The following is a 15,924-nucleotide window of genomic DNA, read 5'->3' as shown; positions in this document are numbered from 1 at the left end:
AGTGAACCGAGTCGCGGAGCTCCGCGACGAAGTCCGGTCGCGCGCAGGGGTGTCCGGCTGGACGCGTTCCCGAGCCAGGCCCATACGACGTCCCGGGGAACGCCCGGCCGGCGTCCGCAAGGAGACACAACGATGAACCACGCCGTGAACGCCGCCCGAGAGCTGGGAACCCAGGGGTGGAGCAGGCCCTGGAACGCCGGCGAGGACGGCGGCTGCGTCGAGATCAAGCAACTCGGCGACGGCGTCGTGGCGGTCAGGCAGTCGACGGACCCGGACGGCCCCGCACTCATCTGCGCCTCGTCCGTCGTCGCGGAGTTCGTCGACGGAGCGAAGGAAGGCCGGGCGGACTTCCTCATCGCCTGAGGCTTGCCTCCTCGGCCCCGGTATCGCACGCGCCGCGGAATGGGATCGCGAGGGCGGGGCCGGTAGCCGATTCCGGGGCGTGGTGACAACGGATTCGGGGGCGAGGCGGCCGCGGATTCCGACTGGGTGGTGGCAGCCGATTCGAGGGCGAGGCGGCCGCGGGTTCCGAGGACGTGGTGACAGCGGATTCCGGGGCGAGGCGGCGGCGGATTCCGACGGCGGACGGGCGCGCGGCGGCGCCGGACCGATCCCGTTGTCCATGGGGGTCGCCCGGAAGCCGCAGGGATTCCGCCGACGTGGGACGGCCCCTCCCGAAAGGCTCCGGAATCGGGCATGATGGACCATCCGAACTGGTCAAGCGACTCAACGCCGTTGTCACACCGAACCGTTCACCGTTCCTGTACGTCGAGGTTCCTGTACGTCGAGCGAACGTCGCCCCGCCCGATCCCGTCGCACACCGCTCGGTCCCGCCCGGCCGGAGGTGTGCGCCGACGGCGCCGCGACAGCGAGAATGTCGTCAACCTGGGGAGGGAAATCCCGTGGCGCCGGTGCTTGTCGGACGTGAAGGACTGTTGGCCGGAGAACGGATACCGGTGATCGGCACCCGGGTCACGTTCGGACGCAACCCCGAGAACACCGTCGTCGTCTCGAGTCTCAGCGTCTCGCGCTTCCACGCCGAGATCGTGCTGGACGACACCCAGGGCTATGTGCTGCGGGACTGCGGCAGCAGCAACGGCACCCTGGTCAACGGCGAGGAGATCGACTCCCGGCTTCTCGAGCCCGGCGACGACATCACCATCGGCGACCAGGAGTTCCGCTTCGAGGTCGCCGACGCCATGGAGACGATCATGGCGCTCTCGCTGCCGAGGGCGCTGACCGACGGCGACGAGGAGGCCGGCCGCGGGCCGGTGCTCAGGGTCACCGTCGCGGGCGGGGGTCCCGTCGGCCTCGCGCTCGCCCTGCTGCTGGAGCACTTCCTGGGCGCCCAGGTGAGCGTCACCGTCTACGACGGGCGATGGCGGAAGCGGGGCCGCTCGATCGTCTGGAAGGACGAGAGCGAGGGCAACGTACGCCGCCAGCAGGTGGTGACCGTACAGAGCCGTCAGTACCTCAGCCTGCCCGAGGAGGTGAAGGCGCGGCTCTTCGACCCGGACAGCTACACCGAGATGTGGCCCTCCGGTCCCGACTCCATCGGCGAGCACCACCCGCGGAACATGCGGATCGCCTACATCGAGGACCGGCTCCTGGAGGTGGCCAACGAGAAGCGGGGCCGGATCCGGCTCGTCCCCGCCCGGTTCGACGTCGAGGAGCAGCAGGAGGTGCTGGCCACCCAGCACGTGCTGGCCATCTGCGACGGCGGACGGTCGCACACGCGCGAGCACTTCGCCGCCAAGTTCGGCAAGGCGGACGAGTCCATCTACTCCCTCGACGGCCGCCACCTCCAGGACGTGGTCCTCGGACTGCGGGTGAAGTCGGGCCTCGCCGACCCCATGGCCGTCCTGCTGACCGTCGGGCAGAACCGCTTCCTGCTCAACTCCCTGCGCGGCGAGGGCTTCCTGAACATGCGGCTGACCGACGCGGAGACCGCGGAGGTCGTCGGCATCGATCCGGTCCGCCGCGTCTTCGAGGAGTGCATCGCCTCCCGCCCCTGTGTGATGGGGCGCGACGAGCACGGTGACTTCCGCTGCTCCACCCACAGCACCCTGTTCCTCCCGGCCCTCATCAGGGGCTCGGCCCTGTGGAAGCGGGTGGACGAGGGACTGCGGCTGTTCGGGGTGGAGCCGGGTGAACTGAGCGCGGTCACCTCGTTCCGCCTCGACATGGTGCAACGCCCGCGCTTCACAGCCGAGTTGCTGCCTCCGACGGCCAACACTCCGGGCACGTACGGATTCCTGCTGGGCGACGCGGCCAACGCCATCCACTTCTGGCCGGGCCGGGGACTCAACAGCGGCCTGGCCTCGGCGATCTCGCTCGCACGGTCCCTGAACGGGGCGTGGAACGGCAAGCCGTTCCGGGACGCGGACTTCCTGCGCCACGAGGCCGCCATGTCGATGCTCCAGTACCGGCACAAGAGCCGCGCCTGGAAGGCGATGGTGACCACCGACGACAAGGGCGCCACCTGGGCCATCAAGGACATCATCGCCCACGGCATCGACGGGATCCCCGAGGAGCCGGACCGCGACGCCGACACCGCGACGCTGCTGGAGCGACTGCGCGGAATCCGCTCCCGGCTTGAGAAGCGCATGTCCGGCCTACCGGACGACGACGCGATCCTGGAACGGCTGGGGACCCTGGAGAGCACCACGCTGCGCATGCTGGTGCTCAGCGGAGCCTGGGACACCCTCACCATGGGCGGTGAGGAGGTGGACATCGACATCTTCTACGGCAGGGACTCCGCGGCCGCGGCGGCGGCCGTCGAGGCACTGGAGCCGGTGGCGCAGGTGTGAGAGCACGCGGTGTGCGGCCGTCGGCTCGGGTGTGACGTTCGTTCGGGGTGCGGCCGGTGGTCCAGGCGTGCGGTGCGTACAAAGTGCGGCCGTCGGCCCGGGTCCGAGACGGGTACGGAGTGCGGCCGTCGGCTTCCCGCGCTGGTTCGCCAGAAGCCGGCCGGCCGGACCGGGCCGGTAAGGTGGACGTCCAGTCTCACCTCACCACCAGCCCTCGAAGGCAAGATCCATGCGGGAGCGAGCGAGCGTGCCCAGCGAACGAGAGCCGGGCGTCCCGGTGGTCGGCCGAGCCGCCCGGGCCGCGGCGACGCGGCAGCAGATCGTCGGGACGGCCCAGAGACTCTTCGCGGCCCGTGGCTATCAGGCCACCTCGTTGCAGGCCATCGCCGACGAGTTGGGCCTCACCAAGGCCGCGGTCTACTACCACTTCCGCACCAAGGCGCAGATCCTCCAGGCCTCGCTCGATCCGGCCGTCGAGGAGATGGCGGTCCTCCTGGACGAGCTGGCCGCCATGCCGTCGCGCCAGGAGCGGCTGGACGCGTTCGGGGTCGGCTGGGTCGACTTCCTGGTGCGGCACCGCGAGCTGGGAACCATGCTCCTGCACGACCCCGAGATCCGGGCCGCCAGCATCTACGCCGAGAACGACGGGCGCAGGCGGCGCATCCTGCGGGTGCTGTTCGGCAGCTCGCCGACGCCGGCGGAGCGCATGGCCTATGTGATGTGCGTGTGGATGCTGGAGGGCCTGGGCGAACTGTCCGACCTCCCGGACGACGAGCTGAGGGCCGCGTTGCTGCTGACCGCCCGCGGTCTGCTGGCCGTGCCGGGGACGGAGTCCGGCGAAGGCTGAGCGGGTGCCCCGCGGCCCGGGCCGTGGGCGGACGGGCGGCACACCCTGGTCCATCGACGGACGGGCGGGCGGCACACCTCACGCCGTCTGTGGCGGGGCAGCACTCTCGGCGCACCCTCCATCCCCCTTTCGATGTGGCGCAGATTTCACTAGCCATCGGCTAGTGAATGGCAGTTCACTGGTAAAGTGATGCTCCGGGCGGCCGGGTCACGACAGGAGACGGGCCGTGATCCGGGGCCGGACGCTCGCGCCCCGCCCCTCCCGAGCTCCGCGTGCGGAAACCACCCCCGAGCTGTCCCCTGGAGCCCTGACCACGATGACGACGACCGCGACGAACTCCGCCGGCACCCCCGAGTCCACGGAGCCGCACCCGGTCTGGCGCGTGCTCACCGAGCGTGCGCGCACCGGCAGCCGCCCCGGCGCCCGCACCGACGGACACCGCGTCGCCCTGGCCATCGAGGGCGGCGGGATGCGCGGCATCATCGCCGGCGGGATGGCGATGGCCCTGCACGAACTCGGACTGACCAACAGCTTCGACGCCGTCTACGGCGCTTCCGCCGGCGCGGCCTCCGGCGCGTGGCTGCTGAGCACGAGCCCGGAGTCGCTGCGCTTCTGGGCGGTTCCCAAGTACGCCAGGACGTTGATCCGGCGCTCGAACCCCCTGCGCGGCAAGCCGCTCGTGGACCTGCACGCCTTCTACGAGGTCCTTTACCGCTACGGCGACCAGGACTGCGCGCCGATGGACTTCGCGTCGATCCTGGCCAGCGACATCGAGTACCACCCGCTGGCCACCGACGCCGAGACCGGCGCATCCATCGATCTGCGGCCCTTCATCGGCGATGCCGCGGAACTCCGTCTCGCGCTGCGGGCGAGCGCGTCCCTGCCGCTGCTGGCCGGAGAGCCCGTGACGCTGCGCGGACGCCGCTACTACGACGCGGGCGTCTCCGAATCCGTGCCCTACCGGACCGCGCTGGCGCAGGGCGCGACGCATGTCATGGTGCTGAGGTCACGCCGGGCGATCGACGTCGCCCGGCCGTCCCGTTCCGCCGCGCTCATCGCGAAGACGGTGCTGCGGCGCGAGCCCGAGGCGCTGCGCCAGGTGTTCCTCGACCGTGAGACGCGGCTGGCCGAGGACGATGCACGCCTGGCCGACCACGCGGCCGTCGTCTCGATCCGGCCCGCCCCGGACTCGCCCGCCGTCGGACGCCTGGCGAGTGACGGGGACCTCCTCGAGACCGCGCTGGAGTCCGGGCGCACCGCGGTACACGCCGCGCACGGTCACCTGTACGGCACGGGGGACCGCCCGGCGACCACTGACTGAGACGCCGGTCTCAGGCGTCGGGCGGCCGCCGACTGAAGCGCCGGGTTCAGTCGGCCACCGGCCGAGACGCCGGCTCAGGCGTCCGCGGGCCCGGTGAAGCGACGTACCCACGCCTGGAACCGGTCGTCGAGCCCCTTGCGCGCGTCCCAGAGTGCCTCCGGATCCTCCGCGGGCCCGAGCCCGAACGTCTCGTCCAGCCAGACGAGGAACTCCGCGTGTCCCTGGCTGTGTTCCTCGACGTCGTCGGGATCGGGGAACCCCTCCGGGAAGGGCTCGCCGTCGATGGCGAGCAGCTGGAACAGCTCCCTCAGATCGCGGGCGATCACCAGGAGGTCGCCCTCGTCGCCCACGAAGACGATGGGCAGGGTGGCGAGTTCGGCGCGGTCGTCGCACCGCCACAGGGCGTAGTCCGAGCCGCTGCCGTTGGCCTTGGCGAAGGGGACGAACCCGCTGAGGAACGCGGGATCCTCCGACCAGGTGTGCAGCCCGGCGTCCCCGCCGTACTCGCCGAGCTCGAAGCCCTCCGAGTAGAAGACGGGGCCGAGCCGGTCCTCGAACTCCTTGAGCAGATTCAGTTCATGGACGGGTGAGTACGAGTCGTTCATCGGACCTCCTCGCCGCGCGGCGTGTCGTGTGCGGATGGTTCGCCTGTCCTGGGACCGCTTCGGGCGGCGGGCGAAGACGCCGGCGCCAGCATCGCACCGCCGACTGACATCCCCGCTCGTGAGGTGCGGTGAGGTGTGGAGAAGCGGCGGGGGAGAGGCGTGGCGGGCATCTGATACGATTGATCTTGAGCTGGTCGGAGGAAGTCGCTCCGGTCGCCGATGCGTTGGTGGTCCAAGGAAAGACGCCCCGCTTCCTGCGGGGAAATGCAGGTGCAAGGCCTGCCCGGCGCTCCATTGAAGCCCTGCCCCGTCCAGTACGGGGCAGGGCTTTTTCTTGCCGCATCGGCAGGCGGCGCACGGCGATGCCGGGAGGGTTCCGCCCGGTCGGCCCGAGGACTCGTGCCGATCTCGGCCTCCGTGGCTTTCGCGCGGCGCAGGACGGTCCGCGGAGGGCGGCTCCTTCGCGATACTGGGCGGCATGGCCATCTATGACACGCTCGGCGCGACGTACGGCCGGACCCGGCAGCCGGATCCGCGGATAGCCGCGCAGGTGCACGCCGCACTCGGGGACGCCGCGACCGTGATCAACGTGGGCGCGGGCACCGGGTCCTACGAACCGCGGCAGACGGTCCTCGCCGTCGAACCCAGCCAGATCATGATCGACCAGCGCCCGCCCGGCTCCGCACCCGCCGTGGGCGCCGTCGCCGAACGCCTTCCCCTGCGCGACAACGCCGCCGACGCCGTCATGGCCCTGCTGACCGTCCACCACTGGACCGACCTCGTGGCCGGCATCGCCGAACTCCGCCGGGTCGCGCGCCGGCGCATCGTCGTCCTGACCTGGGACCAGGAGATCTTCCGCGAGCGGTTCTGGCTCGTACGCGACTACCTCCCGCAGGCCGCCGCGTTCGACGACGTCCGGGCCGTTCCGATCGACCGGCTCACCACCCTGCTCGGCGGGGCGCGACAGGAGCCCGTCCACGTTCCGCACGACTGCACGGACGGCTTCGGCGCGGCCTACTGGCGCAGACCCCACGCCTACCTCGACCCCCACGTGCGCGCCGGTATCTCGATGTTCGCCCAGACGGGAGAGGACGCCCTGGCCCCCGGCCTCGCGGCGCTCACCGACGACCTCGCGACGGGCCACTGGCACCGCCGCCACTCCGACCTGCTCGCCCTCGACACCATCGACGTCGGCTATCGACTCCTGGTGGCCGACGTCTGACCCGCCCGGGCCGGTCCCGGCCCCTGATGCTGCCGAGTCTCTCTCCGCCGGTCTGGTCGGGCCGGCGGGGCATGGTCTATGATTGATCTTGAGCCGATCGGAGGAAGTCGCTCCGGTCGCCGATGCGTTGGTGGTCCAAGGAAAGACGCCCCGCTTCCTGCGGGGAAATGCAGGTGCAAGGCCTGCCCGGCGCTCTGTGAAGACCCTGTCCCGATTTCGTCGGGGCAGGGTCTTTTGCGTCTCCCCTGCCCGCACCACCCACATCTCCTGTCCGGTAATGATCACTCCTGAACGATCAACACCGCCTATTCTTCGACCGGTTGACGTACCCATGGATTCGGGACGCAGGGCAGAGGCGGGGGCTACACATGACCTATCGGCGCGCGGTGATACCGGCACTGGCCGGAAGCCTGCTGATCACGTTGCTGCTGTGGTGGGCCGGGGAGAGCGCTCAGGCACTTCACCTGCAAGGCGCCACCACCGTGTTCGACGCCCAGTCCGTGAGCGAGCTCCGGATGTGGCTGAGACCCTGGGCGTACGACCCTCCGGCAGGCTTTCTCTCCGACGGATCCGGGGGCGTGGCACTCGGCGGAAGCTCGTACGCGGACCTGTACACCACCGCGATGCAGATCAGATTCGTGGCCGTCTTCGCGTTCTTCCTGGCCGGCGCGCTGCTCCTGATCCGCCGCCTCCCTCCGACCGAGGGCCGTACCGCGGCGACCGTGCTCGGGCTGTGGGCCTGGACCCCCATGGCCGGCATGCTGGCCGTGACCGTCTCCGCGCCGTGGGAGATCGCCTCCTACGGGCACGGCAGCTTCCGGGTGCTGCCACGCCTGGCCTCGGTGATCGTGTCGAGCGGGCCGGTCACCGTGCCGGCGGGGCTGCTCACCGCCCTGGTCACCGTGCTCATCGCGCGCGTCACCGCCAAGGGCGAGGAGCCGTCGCCGCGCCGGACCGTGGCACCCCGGGCCGCCCGCCTGGCCGCGAGCACCGGAACCGCGGTGATCGCACTGTCGCTGGTGGTCCTCTCGTACCAGTCCGTGGCCGCCTGGATCCAGACCTCGTTCGACGGCGGAGGGATGCTGTCCGAGCCCGGCGAACTGCTGCGCGCCTGGCTGCTGCTCGGCAGCTGGACGGGCCCCTCGGCCACCCCGATGGGCGACTGGCCCCTGTACCGGGCCGCCGACGCGCTCGTCCTCGTCGCCTTCTGGTGGGCGCTGCGCCTGCTGCCCGGACTGCTCACCCGGACCACGGCACCTGCCATGGCCGTGGGCGGGGTCTGCGCGACCGTACTCGCCCTGCTGGCGGGCCGGTTGGTGCACCTCGCGTTCGACGACGCGTTCACCGTCCGGGGTCCGGTGTCCCTGATCACCCAACTCGACTCGGGTGTCCCGGCCGCCCTCACCTTCGGCGCCGCCGCGGGACTGACGGCACTGCTGACCCTGCGACTGGCGGGAGACCGTGACGGGGACAAGTCGCCGGCGCCGGCAGCCGGTTCCGGCGAACCCGTGGCCGACGAGGCCCGCGCCGAGGAGTAGGAGCCGGGCCGCGGTGGGCCCGAACCGCCGTACACCACGGGCCGCCTCCGTCCCGCCCGAGCGCGCTTCCGCCCGACCCGGACGATGTCGGACCCCCGTGGCACACTCCGGTGCATGTCCCTCGCTGATCTCACCCTCGACCACTGGCGCTCCTTCGACCTGCGGACCGCTCAGCGAGCCGCCCGCGAAGCGGCCGACCTGGTGGGCGGCCGCGTCACCGCGGTCGACAGCGTCGAGCACCTCGGCTCCCCGCTCCACCGCGTCCGAATCGACCGCCAGGGCCAGGAGTTCGCCCTGATACCGGGCGGCCCGGTCGAGCTCGGCTTCGACGTCGACGCCTGGCAGCCGACGGCCGAGCAGTCCGCCGACTACGCGCGGAGTCTGGAGGCCGGGTTCGGCCTCGGCGCCGATCTGCGCGCGTACCTCGCGCAGATGCTCAGCCCGAGAAGGAGCGTCGCGCCGGCCACCGTGCTCATGGCCGTGGAGGACGAGAGGCTGACCGAGATCCCGGCCGACACACCGGCGGAGCTCGAGGCCCGCGGTCTGCGCATGCCCACCTCCGACGAGTGGGAGCACGCGTGCGGAGCCGGCGCGGGCACGCTGTTCCGGTGGGGCGACGAGTGCCCGCTGGACCGCATTCCGTACGGGGACCGCACCGGTCCCCACAACCTGCTGAACGCCTTCGGCCTGCGCATCGCCTACGACACGTACCGCGCGGAACTGACGAGCGAGGGCACCGCCGTGCACGGCGGCGACGGGGGCGAGTCCGTGTGCGGCGGCTACGGCACCCTGCTGGCGTGGCTGCCCCTGGCCACCGCCAACCGCAACCCCTCCATGGTCGAGTTCGTGTACGGACCCGAGGGCGAGGACATGTGCGACGACTTCTCCGTCCGGCCCGTGCTGACCCTCTGAGGGGCGGTTCCCGCCGGGCTGACCCTCTGAGGGGCGGTTCCCGCCGGACCGGCACGAGGTCGGGCGCGGCCGGAGCGGACAGACTCGTTCCGGTGGTGCCCGACCGTTCGACCGCCGGTCGGCCGCGCTCCATGTGAAGATCCTCCCAAGCATCGGGCCCGAACGGGACGGCGGTGCCGCACCTCGTCCGGGCCGCCGGGACGAGGCGACGGCGCCCGTCCCGCCGGGCCCCGACGGTGTGGTGGCCCGAGACCGGGGAGAAGAGCATCGGATGAGCGCACGTTTCGAGGAGATCGACTGGCGTCCGACGCCGATGGGCGACATCAGTCTCCGTCGCCGCAGGGACCCGCTGTCGGGTGACGACGTGTACGAGGTGAAGCTCGGCGACGAGTATCTGATGTCCTCGCTCTTCACCACGGGGGAGATCGAGCTGACCCGGATCGGCCTCGCCGAGCTGTCCGAAGGCCCGCTGGACGTCGTCGTGGGCGGACTCGGCCTCGGCTACACGGCCAGGACGGCGCTGGACGATCCGCGCGTGCGCTCGCTCATCGTCGTCGACACCCTGGCCGAGGTGATCGACTGGCACCGCCGCGGGCTCGTACCGCTGGGCGAGGGCCTGGCGACCGACCCCCGGTGCCGGCTCGTGCTCGGGGACTTCTTCGCGATGACCACCGGGGGAGTCGCCACCGACGAAGAGCCGTCGGCCGACGTGCCCCGCGGCCTCGACCCGGAGGCCCCCGGGCGCCGTTTCCACGCCATCCTGCTCGACGTCGACCACTCACCGCGCCATGTGCTCCACCCCCGCCACGCCGTGCTCTACACACGGGCCGGTCTGACAGCCCTGGCCGAACTGCTCCTTCCCGGCGGCGTGTTCGCCCTGTGGTCGAACGATCCGCCGGACGACGCGTTCGGCGCGGTGCTCGCGGAGGTCTTCACCGACACCGCGGCCCACGTCGTGGACTTCGACAATCCACTGCAGGGCGGCAAGGCCTCCAACACGGTCTACGTCGCCCGACGCCGCGACGGCTGACCCGCCGGGACCGGAGGGCCGCCACGGCCCCGGACCTCAACCGGGGCCCCAGCGGCTCCGGACCTCATCCGGGGCCGGCCCCCACGCGGATTCGGACCTCATCGGGAGCCGGTCACCGGGGGAGCAGGGGAAGCAGCTTCCGGTCCGGGAGCTGCCGCGGGACGCGTTCCAGGACACCGCCCGCGAACACGTCGTACAGCGGCAGCGTCTCCAGATGGACGTAGCCGATGTGACAGTCGCAGGCACCCAGCGGGCAGGGCCGCGGGACGAGGGCCGCGCGGTACGAGCCGTCGTACAGCCGGCCGATCTCGGTCGGGACGAAATGGCACCGTCGCACCGTTCCGTCGCCGTCCACGGAGATGACCGACTCGCCCGTGCGGCAGGGCAGACCGGCCGACCGGTGCGGGTGGCGGCTGAACGGGAACAGCGGATCGAGCGCGGTCCACTCGGCGGCCTGCTCGTCCGAGTAGGTGTGTCCTTCGGCGGCGTTCACCCACAGGTACACCTGCTCCGGGAGCTCGGCGCGCAGCCGGCGCGCCGGTTCCCGGTGCTCGGGCAGGCCGACGACGCCGACACTGAAGCGCACGCCCAGCTCGCCGAGCCGCCGGGTCTTGGCGACGAACCGTTCGTGCGGTGTCTGCCCGGGGTGGTACGTGCACCACAGCGCCACCGTGTCCCGGTCCGCCTGCTCCAGCCAGTCGGTACGGCAGCTGAGGTTCGTCTGGATGGCCACCCGCTCGACGTGCGGCAGTTGGGACAGCTCCACCAGGGCGCGCCGGTACCAGGAACGGACCAGCCCCTCGCCCCACGGAGTGAACAGCACCGACAGCCGGTCGCCGCGCTGCTCGCCCACCCACGCGGTGAACCGCTCCAGCGCGGCCCGGTCCGCCCGCAGCTGCTCCGTACTGTCACGGCGCTTGGCGAACGGACAGTACGGACAGTCGTAGTCGCAGGAGGCGAGCGGGCCGCGGTACAGGATCGTCAGGTCCACGGAGCCCTACTTCCGCTCGTACGCGGCCATGGCGTCCCGGACCGCGGGGGAGAAGAACTCCGGGCCTATCGCGTCCGAGTGCGCGAGCCCCTCCGCGGAGAGCCGGAGCCCTTCCTCCTGCCCGTCGGCGAGCCATCCCCGGGCGTCGAGCGCGTCGATCTCGGCCGGGAAGTCCTCGTACGGCTCCGAACCGAAGCGCCGCCGGTAGTCCGCCATGGGCAGCCCCTCGGCCTGGAGGAGCGACTGGAGCAGATGCCGGCGCCGGGCCTCGTCCTCGTCCACCCGGCGGCCGTGCAGCGCGCGCGAGAAGTCCTCGGTGGCGGTGTAGTCGTCGATGATGCCGCGGATCTCCCGCATCGACACCGCGTAGTCGAAGGAGTAGTGCAGCGTCGAGGTGTACGAACGGGCGCCGCAGCCGAGGCCGATCATGCCGTCGGTCTGGCAGGCGTAGTCGTCCGGCCCCTGCGGTGGTGCGTCGGCCCGCCGGAACATGCGCATCGACACCTGCTCGTAGCCCTGTTCCAGCAGCCGGTCGCGGCCCTGCCGGTACAGCCGCAGCCGCTGCTCGTCCCACTCCAGGTCGGCCGTCCGCGCGTCGGAGTGCCGGCCGAGGCCGGTGAGCGGACGGATGTAGAGGGGATAGAGATAGATCTCCTCGGGCCGCCAGGCGAGGGCCGCGTCCAGCGAGTGCCGCCAACTGGCCGCGGTCTGGCCGTCGATGCCGTAGATCAGATCGATGTTGAGGACGGGGACGGCCGCCTCCCGGATCCGCGCCAGCGCCGCCTCCACCTCGGAGCGCCGCTGCGGACGGACGGCGGCACGCGACTCCTCCTCGACGAAGGTCTGCACTCCGAGGCTGAGCCGGGTGGTGCCCCGTTCCACCAGCACGGCCAGCCGGTCGGCCGTGGCCGTGGAGGGCGAGGCCTCGACGGACAGCGGGATCGCGCGGAGATCGGCCCCCATCTCCTGCTCGGCGATGTCGCACAGCCGCTCCAGCTCGGCGGCCTCCAGGAACGTCGGTGTGCCCCCTCCGAAGGCGGCGTTGGCGAAGCGAGGGGTCTCCTCGTCGCCCAGGGCCTCGCGCATCGCGACGGCCTGGCGCCGGACCGCGTCCAGATAGCGGCCCGTCAGATCGCCGGGAGCGCCGATCCGGGTGAACAGATTGCAGAAGCCGCAGCGGATCTCGCAGAAGGGGATGTGCAGATAAAGCGACAGTGCCTGCCGCGACTCGCCCGCCCACAGGTCCCGCAGCGCGGGGCGCGGAGCCAGCGGCCGGTAGGCGGTCTTGTGGGGATAGGCGTAGGTGTAGCTCTGGTACGGGCGTGGCAGGCCGGTCGGGGCGGCCGCGGGGGCGAGCGTCATACGGTCGGCTCCAGGAAGAAGTGGCTGTAGGGCACGGTCCACACGCAGTCGTGGCCGAGGCGGTGGCCGGTGTAGCCGTCGTCCCCGTAGGCCGTGCCGTGATCGGAGCAGACGATCGCGAAGCAGCGGCGGCGCGAGCTCATCGCGCTGAACAGCCGCCCCACGTGGGCGTCGATGTACTCGAGGGCCGCCGCGTGGGTGGCCCGGCTGTCGCCCGTCTCACGGGTGGCACCGGGCAGGTGGAACCAGGTCGGCTGGTGCAGCGCCGAGGCGTTCAGGAACAGGAACAGCCGCTGCTCGGCGGGCAGTTCGGCGACCACCTTCTCGGCCCGCGCGACCTGGGCCTCGAACGAGGTGGGGGAGGCCACCCCGAACTCCGGTTCCCAGTGGCTCTCCTGGAAGAGTCCGGGCAGTACGCCGCCGAGGGCTCCTTGCTTGTTGAAGAAGCCGACGCCCCCGATGCACACCGTGCGATAGCCGCGCGCTGCGAGCCCGGACACCAGGTCCGGGGTGTCGAAGACGAACGTGCCGTCCGCCGTCGTCTCGCTGCCCGCGAAGCGTGCCGCGAACAGCCGCTGGTGCGGGCCCGGTGTCGCCGGGGTGGGCAGGAAGCCCGCGAACATCGCCTGGTGGGAGGCGTAGGTGAAGCTGCCCGGTGCGTGCCGCCGCTCCCAGGTGCCGCCGGGCAGGTGCGCGGCCAGGTGCGGCAGACGGCCCGCCGCGGCGAGTTCGACCGCGACGTCGTGGCGCAGGGTGTCGAGGGTGAGCAGGAGCAGGTCGTCCCGGCCCACCACCTCGTTCATGTCCGGCGACCCGGCCGGTGCGGGGTCCGGGCGAGTCGGGGCCGGAGTGGTGTCGGGTTCAGGCTGGTGCATGTGCTGTCCTGGCAGGAGTGTCGAGCGGCGGTGCGGGGCGGACGGGGAAGCGGTCGGGGGAGAGGGTACGCAACAGCGCGACCTGCGCCGCGTACGTGTCCAGGCCTTCGGCGCCGCTTCCGGGCAGACCGGTCAGCCGGGGGAGCAGGTCACCGAAGGCGTTGACCTCCCCGACGGCGAACCTGCGCCAGCCGATCGCCGGCAGGAGGTCGACGCCCACGCACAGCGTGCCCGGGAAGCAGGCCGCCGCCCGCTCGCCGACCGACAGGGCCTCGGCCCACCGGTCACCGGCCAGGGCGCGGACCGCGGCGAGGTCGCCCCGTGTCCCGCCCAGGTGCAGATTGGTCAGCGGAGAGCGGCTCGTACGGACCACGGCGTGGGTCGCGCGACCGGCCACGACGACGACGCGCAGGTCGGCCGACCTGCTGCCCAGCGAAGCCTTCGGCAGCCAGCGCTCGATGTGCAGTCCGTCCGGCGCGAGCGCGTCCACGATCGCGGCGATCTGCGCCTCCTCCGTATAGCGGCGGATCCGCAGGGAGTTGTGGAGGTCACCGCCAGGGGTGCGCTCGACCGAGGTGGTGGCCCGGATCCGGCCGGAGGCGGTCGTCTCGACGGCCAGCACGCCCGAGGCGGACGAACCGTGCGCGAGCTTGACGAAGACCCGCCGCAGCCCGGCCTCCGCCATCAGGTCCCGGACACCACTCCAGTCCTCCACGGCCCGCTGGTTCCCGGAGGTGGGGGACTGCGGCACCGGCACCCCCGCCGCGTCGAGACGGGCGTGGCACAGCCGTTTGTCGAAGAGGACTGCCAGTTCACCGGGGTCGTCGAGCCGCCGGCCCCCGCGCAGCGAACCCACCCCCTCGAGGAAGCGTGTGTACCAGCGGGCGGAGCCCTCCACCCTCGTCGGCTCGTCCACACCCCGCAGCAGCCGGTCCACCTCGGCGTTCTCGCCGGGGGAATCCAGCCGGACGACCTCGTCGTCGGCGAAGTCGTGCCCCCCGTCCCGCAAGACGTCCCGCCACTCGACCAGCCGGGGCGTGCCGCAGCCCGCCGCCTCGGCCGCCGCTGTGAACAGGGCCGCGCGGCGGTTCTCCCCATTGGCCACGAGCGCCCACTTCACCGGCGCGCCGTTCGGCCCCGATCCGCCCATCCCGCCTCCTCGTTCCTCGCCGCGGGTGCTACTCGCCGACCGCGACGAAACGCCAGACCGTTCCGTCCTCCTCCTCGTCGGAGTCCGCGTCGCCGCGGTCGGCGCGGACGGTCACGCCGGCGGGCTCCAAGGTCTCCAGCAGCCGCGTCCGGACCCCTTCGCCGAGGTAGTTGTGGTGCAGGTCGAGCACCTGGAGATGGGTCAGCGGCTGGCCCGACAGCAGGGCCGTCGCACCGTCGTCGGTGAGCACGCCCATGGAGACGTCGAGGTGCGTCAGGCGTGCCACGACGGGGGCCGAGGCCAGCGCCGTGCAGATGGCGTCCTGGATCTCGCTGTTGCGCAGGGCGAGACGGGTCAGGCCGGGCAGCCGGGTGCCCGCGAAGAACGGCTCCAGGTCGGCGACATCGGCGTCACCCCCGTAGTTGGACGTGCCGAGCCACAGGTCGAGTTCCGCCAGGGCCGGCAGATCGCTGGCGGCGATGCCCCGCACGGCCTCGACGGGCATACCGCCGGTCTCGACGGTCAGCTTGCGCAGCCGCTCGTGCCGGATCGCCGGGAAGACGAGCTGACTGCCGCCCCGGACGCCGAACTCCTCCAGTTCCGGGAAGGCGTTCAGAAGGGGCGACACATCACCCTGGATGATCCAGGAGATCTCGCACTCCTCCATCACGATGTCCGCGAGGAACAGCGCGCGCAGCGCGGGCAGTCGGTCGCGCGCGGCCAGCAGGGCCGTGATCACCGCGTCGGGAGCGGTGTCGTACACATCGCTCCACGCGCCGACGACGAGGGCCCGCACCTTTTCCGTGTCCACGGCCGCCAGGAAGCGCGCGAAGGCGTCCTCCCACTCCTCCTCGCTCTCGTAGGCCTCGACGGCGACGCGCCAGGCGACGGAGTCGGGCGCGGGGAGCGAGGCGGCGGTGGGCGCCGGGTCGTCGGCGTCCGGGAAGGTGAAGACCGGCAGGCCGTGGAACTCCTCGAGGTGCCTGTTGATGGTCATGCGCGCCCGCTCCTTCGTGTTCGGTCCGGGTGGATCGAGAGTCGTGGTGGAGAGTCCGGAGCGCGCGGTCCGCACCCAGACAGACGAATTTCTACCAAGCGCCACTGACATCGCGGCGAACAGGGTCGGTACCTGTGGACAGAGGCAATGCGGCGGTGGGCCGGGGATGCGTCCGCCGTCGCCGACCGGGTCGCGGCGACGGCGCCATCGGGGACATGACGCCTGGTCAGCGAGGGTGCGAGCCCGGTGCCGGGGCCGATTGTC

General features: G+C 71.8%; 14 protein-coding genes. 8 read left to right on the top strand and 6 right to left on the bottom strand.

From position 1 onward, the window contains the following. The first annotated feature begins 132 nt into the window (after nt 1–132). From IO36_RS06605 to IO36_RS06580, 4 genes are all read left to right on the top strand, one after another. Nucleotides 133–363, top strand: coding sequence for a DUF397 domain-containing protein (locus IO36_RS06605; protein ID WP_037617193.1), 231 nt, complete (start codon nt 133–135; stop codon nt 361–363). Nucleotides 364–911: 548 nt separating this feature from the next. Continuing rightward, nucleotides 912–2,810, top strand: a complete 1,899-nt coding sequence (locus IO36_RS42955; RefSeq protein ID WP_245173148.1) for an FHA domain-containing protein — start codon at nt 912–914, stop codon at nt 2,808–2,810. Between the two features lie 247 nt (nt 2,811–3,057). After that, on the top strand, nt 3,058–3,657 hold the full coding sequence (locus IO36_RS06585) for a TetR/AcrR family transcriptional regulator (RefSeq protein WP_158997256.1): 600 nt from the start codon (nt 3,058–3,060) through the stop codon (nt 3,655–3,657). Nucleotides 3,658–3,973: 316 nt separating this feature from the next. Beyond that, nucleotides 3,974–4,978 carry a patatin-like phospholipase family protein gene (locus IO36_RS06580; RefSeq protein WP_051900091.1) on the top strand — a complete coding sequence of 335 codons (1,005 nt, stop codon included), beginning with the start codon at nt 3,974–3,976 and terminating at the stop codon, nt 4,976–4,978. A gap of 74 nt (nt 4,979–5,052) precedes the next feature. On the opposite strand, the gene IO36_RS06575 is transcribed toward IO36_RS06580, so the two are convergent. Next, nucleotides 5,053–5,583, bottom strand: coding sequence for a hypothetical protein (locus IO36_RS06575; protein ID WP_037617185.1), 531 nt, complete (start codon nt 5,581–5,583; stop codon nt 5,053–5,055). A 478-nt stretch (nt 5,584–6,061) separates the two neighbouring features. Between IO36_RS06575 and IO36_RS06570 the strand changes: the two genes are divergently transcribed. The 4 genes from IO36_RS06570 (at nt 6,062) to IO36_RS06555 (ending at nt 10,285) form a co-directional block, all read left to right on the top strand. Next, on the top strand, nt 6,062–6,805 hold the full coding sequence (locus IO36_RS06570) for a class I SAM-dependent methyltransferase (protein ID WP_037617182.1): 744 nt from the start codon (nt 6,062–6,064) through the stop codon (nt 6,803–6,805). 368 nt (nt 6,806–7,173) lie between these two features. Next, nucleotides 7,174–8,343, top strand: a complete 1,170-nt coding sequence (locus IO36_RS06565) for a hypothetical protein (RefSeq protein ID WP_051900090.1) — start codon at nt 7,174–7,176, stop codon at nt 8,341–8,343. A 114-nt stretch (nt 8,344–8,457) separates the two neighbouring features. After that, nucleotides 8,458–9,255 (top strand): formylglycine-generating enzyme family protein, encoded by a 798-nt coding sequence (locus IO36_RS06560; RefSeq protein ID WP_037617180.1) that lies wholly within the window; start codon nt 8,458–8,460, stop codon nt 9,253–9,255. A 271-nt stretch (nt 9,256–9,526) separates the two neighbouring features. Then, nucleotides 9,527–10,285, top strand: a complete 759-nt coding sequence (locus IO36_RS06555) for a polyamine aminopropyltransferase (protein WP_037617175.1) — start codon at nt 9,527–9,529, stop codon at nt 10,283–10,285. A 112-nt stretch (nt 10,286–10,397) separates the two neighbouring features. On the opposite strand, the gene IO36_RS06550 is transcribed toward IO36_RS06555, so the two are convergent. The 5 genes from IO36_RS06550 to IO36_RS06530 are packed head-to-tail and all read right to left on the bottom strand — an operon-like array spanning nt 10,398 to nt 15,660. Further along, the gene (locus IO36_RS06550) at nt 10,398–11,276 is read right to left on the bottom strand and encodes an STM4011 family radical SAM protein (RefSeq protein WP_037617174.1); all 879 of its coding nucleotides are present in this window, start codon (nt 11,274–11,276) and stop codon (nt 10,398–10,400) included. Between the two features lie 6 nt (nt 11,277–11,282). After that, nucleotides 11,283–12,638 (bottom strand): STM4012 family radical SAM protein, encoded by a 1,356-nt coding sequence (locus IO36_RS06545; protein WP_037617171.1) that lies wholly within the window; start codon nt 12,636–12,638, stop codon nt 11,283–11,285. Beyond that, nucleotides 12,635–13,441 (bottom strand): STM4013/SEN3800 family hydrolase, encoded by an 807-nt coding sequence (locus IO36_RS06540; protein WP_037617170.1) that lies wholly within the window; start codon nt 13,439–13,441, stop codon nt 12,635–12,637. The genes IO36_RS06545 and IO36_RS06540 overlap by 4 nt, the downstream gene beginning before the upstream one ends. A 58-nt stretch (nt 13,442–13,499) precedes the next feature. After that, nucleotides 13,500–14,663, bottom strand: a complete 1,164-nt coding sequence (locus IO36_RS06535; protein ID WP_037617168.1) for an STM4014 family protein — start codon at nt 14,661–14,663, stop codon at nt 13,500–13,502. Between the two features lie 28 nt (nt 14,664–14,691). After that, nucleotides 14,692–15,660, bottom strand: coding sequence for an STM4015 family protein (locus IO36_RS06530; RefSeq protein WP_037617166.1), 969 nt, complete (start codon nt 15,658–15,660; stop codon nt 14,692–14,694). Nucleotides 15,661–15,924: the final 264 nt, after the last annotated feature.

Origin of the sequence: Streptomyces aureus (genome assembly GCF_000725495.1) — a bacterium.
Lineage (GTDB): Bacteria > Actinomycetota > Actinomycetes > Streptomycetales > Streptomycetaceae > Streptomyces > Streptomyces aureus_B.
The sequence above is the reverse complement of the archived record's forward strand: the minus strand, read 5'-3'. Positions and strand labels throughout refer to the sequence as shown.

What these genes read in the sequence shown, in the direction of transcription:
- IO36_RS06605 (WP_037617193.1), top strand. Translation starts at nt 133, where the DNA reads ATGAACCACGCCGTGAACGCCGCCCGAGAGCTGGGAACCCAGGGGTGG.
- IO36_RS06580 (WP_051900091.1), top strand. Translation starts at nt 3,974, where the DNA reads ATGACGACGACCGCGACGAACTCCGCCGGCACCCCCGAGTCCACGGAG.
- IO36_RS06575 (WP_037617185.1), bottom strand. Translation starts at nt 5,583, where the DNA reads ATGAACGACTCGTACTCACCCGTCCATGAACTGAATCTGCTCAAGGAG.
- IO36_RS06570 (WP_037617182.1), top strand. Translation starts at nt 6,062, where the DNA reads ATGGCCATCTATGACACGCTCGGCGCGACGTACGGCCGGACCCGGCAG.
- IO36_RS06565 (WP_051900090.1), top strand. Translation starts at nt 7,174, where the DNA reads ATGACCTATCGGCGCGCGGTGATACCGGCACTGGCCGGAAGCCTGCTG.
- IO36_RS06560 (WP_037617180.1), top strand. Translation starts at nt 8,458, where the DNA reads ATGTCCCTCGCTGATCTCACCCTCGACCACTGGCGCTCCTTCGACCTG.
- IO36_RS06555 (WP_037617175.1), top strand. Translation starts at nt 9,527, where the DNA reads ATGAGCGCACGTTTCGAGGAGATCGACTGGCGTCCGACGCCGATGGGC.
- IO36_RS06545 (WP_037617171.1), bottom strand. Translation starts at nt 12,638, where the DNA reads ATGACGCTCGCCCCCGCGGCCGCCCCGACCGGCCTGCCACGCCCGTAC.
- IO36_RS06540 (WP_037617170.1), bottom strand. Translation starts at nt 13,441, where the DNA reads ATGAACGAGGTGGTGGGCCGGGACGACCTGCTCCTGCTCACCCTCGAC.
- IO36_RS06535 (WP_037617168.1), bottom strand. Translation starts at nt 14,663, where the DNA reads ATGGGCGGATCGGGGCCGAACGGCGCGCCGGTGAAGTGGGCGCTCGTG.
- IO36_RS06530 (WP_037617166.1), bottom strand. Translation starts at nt 15,660, where the DNA reads ATGACCATCAACAGGCACCTCGAGGAGTTCCACGGCCTGCCGGTCTTC.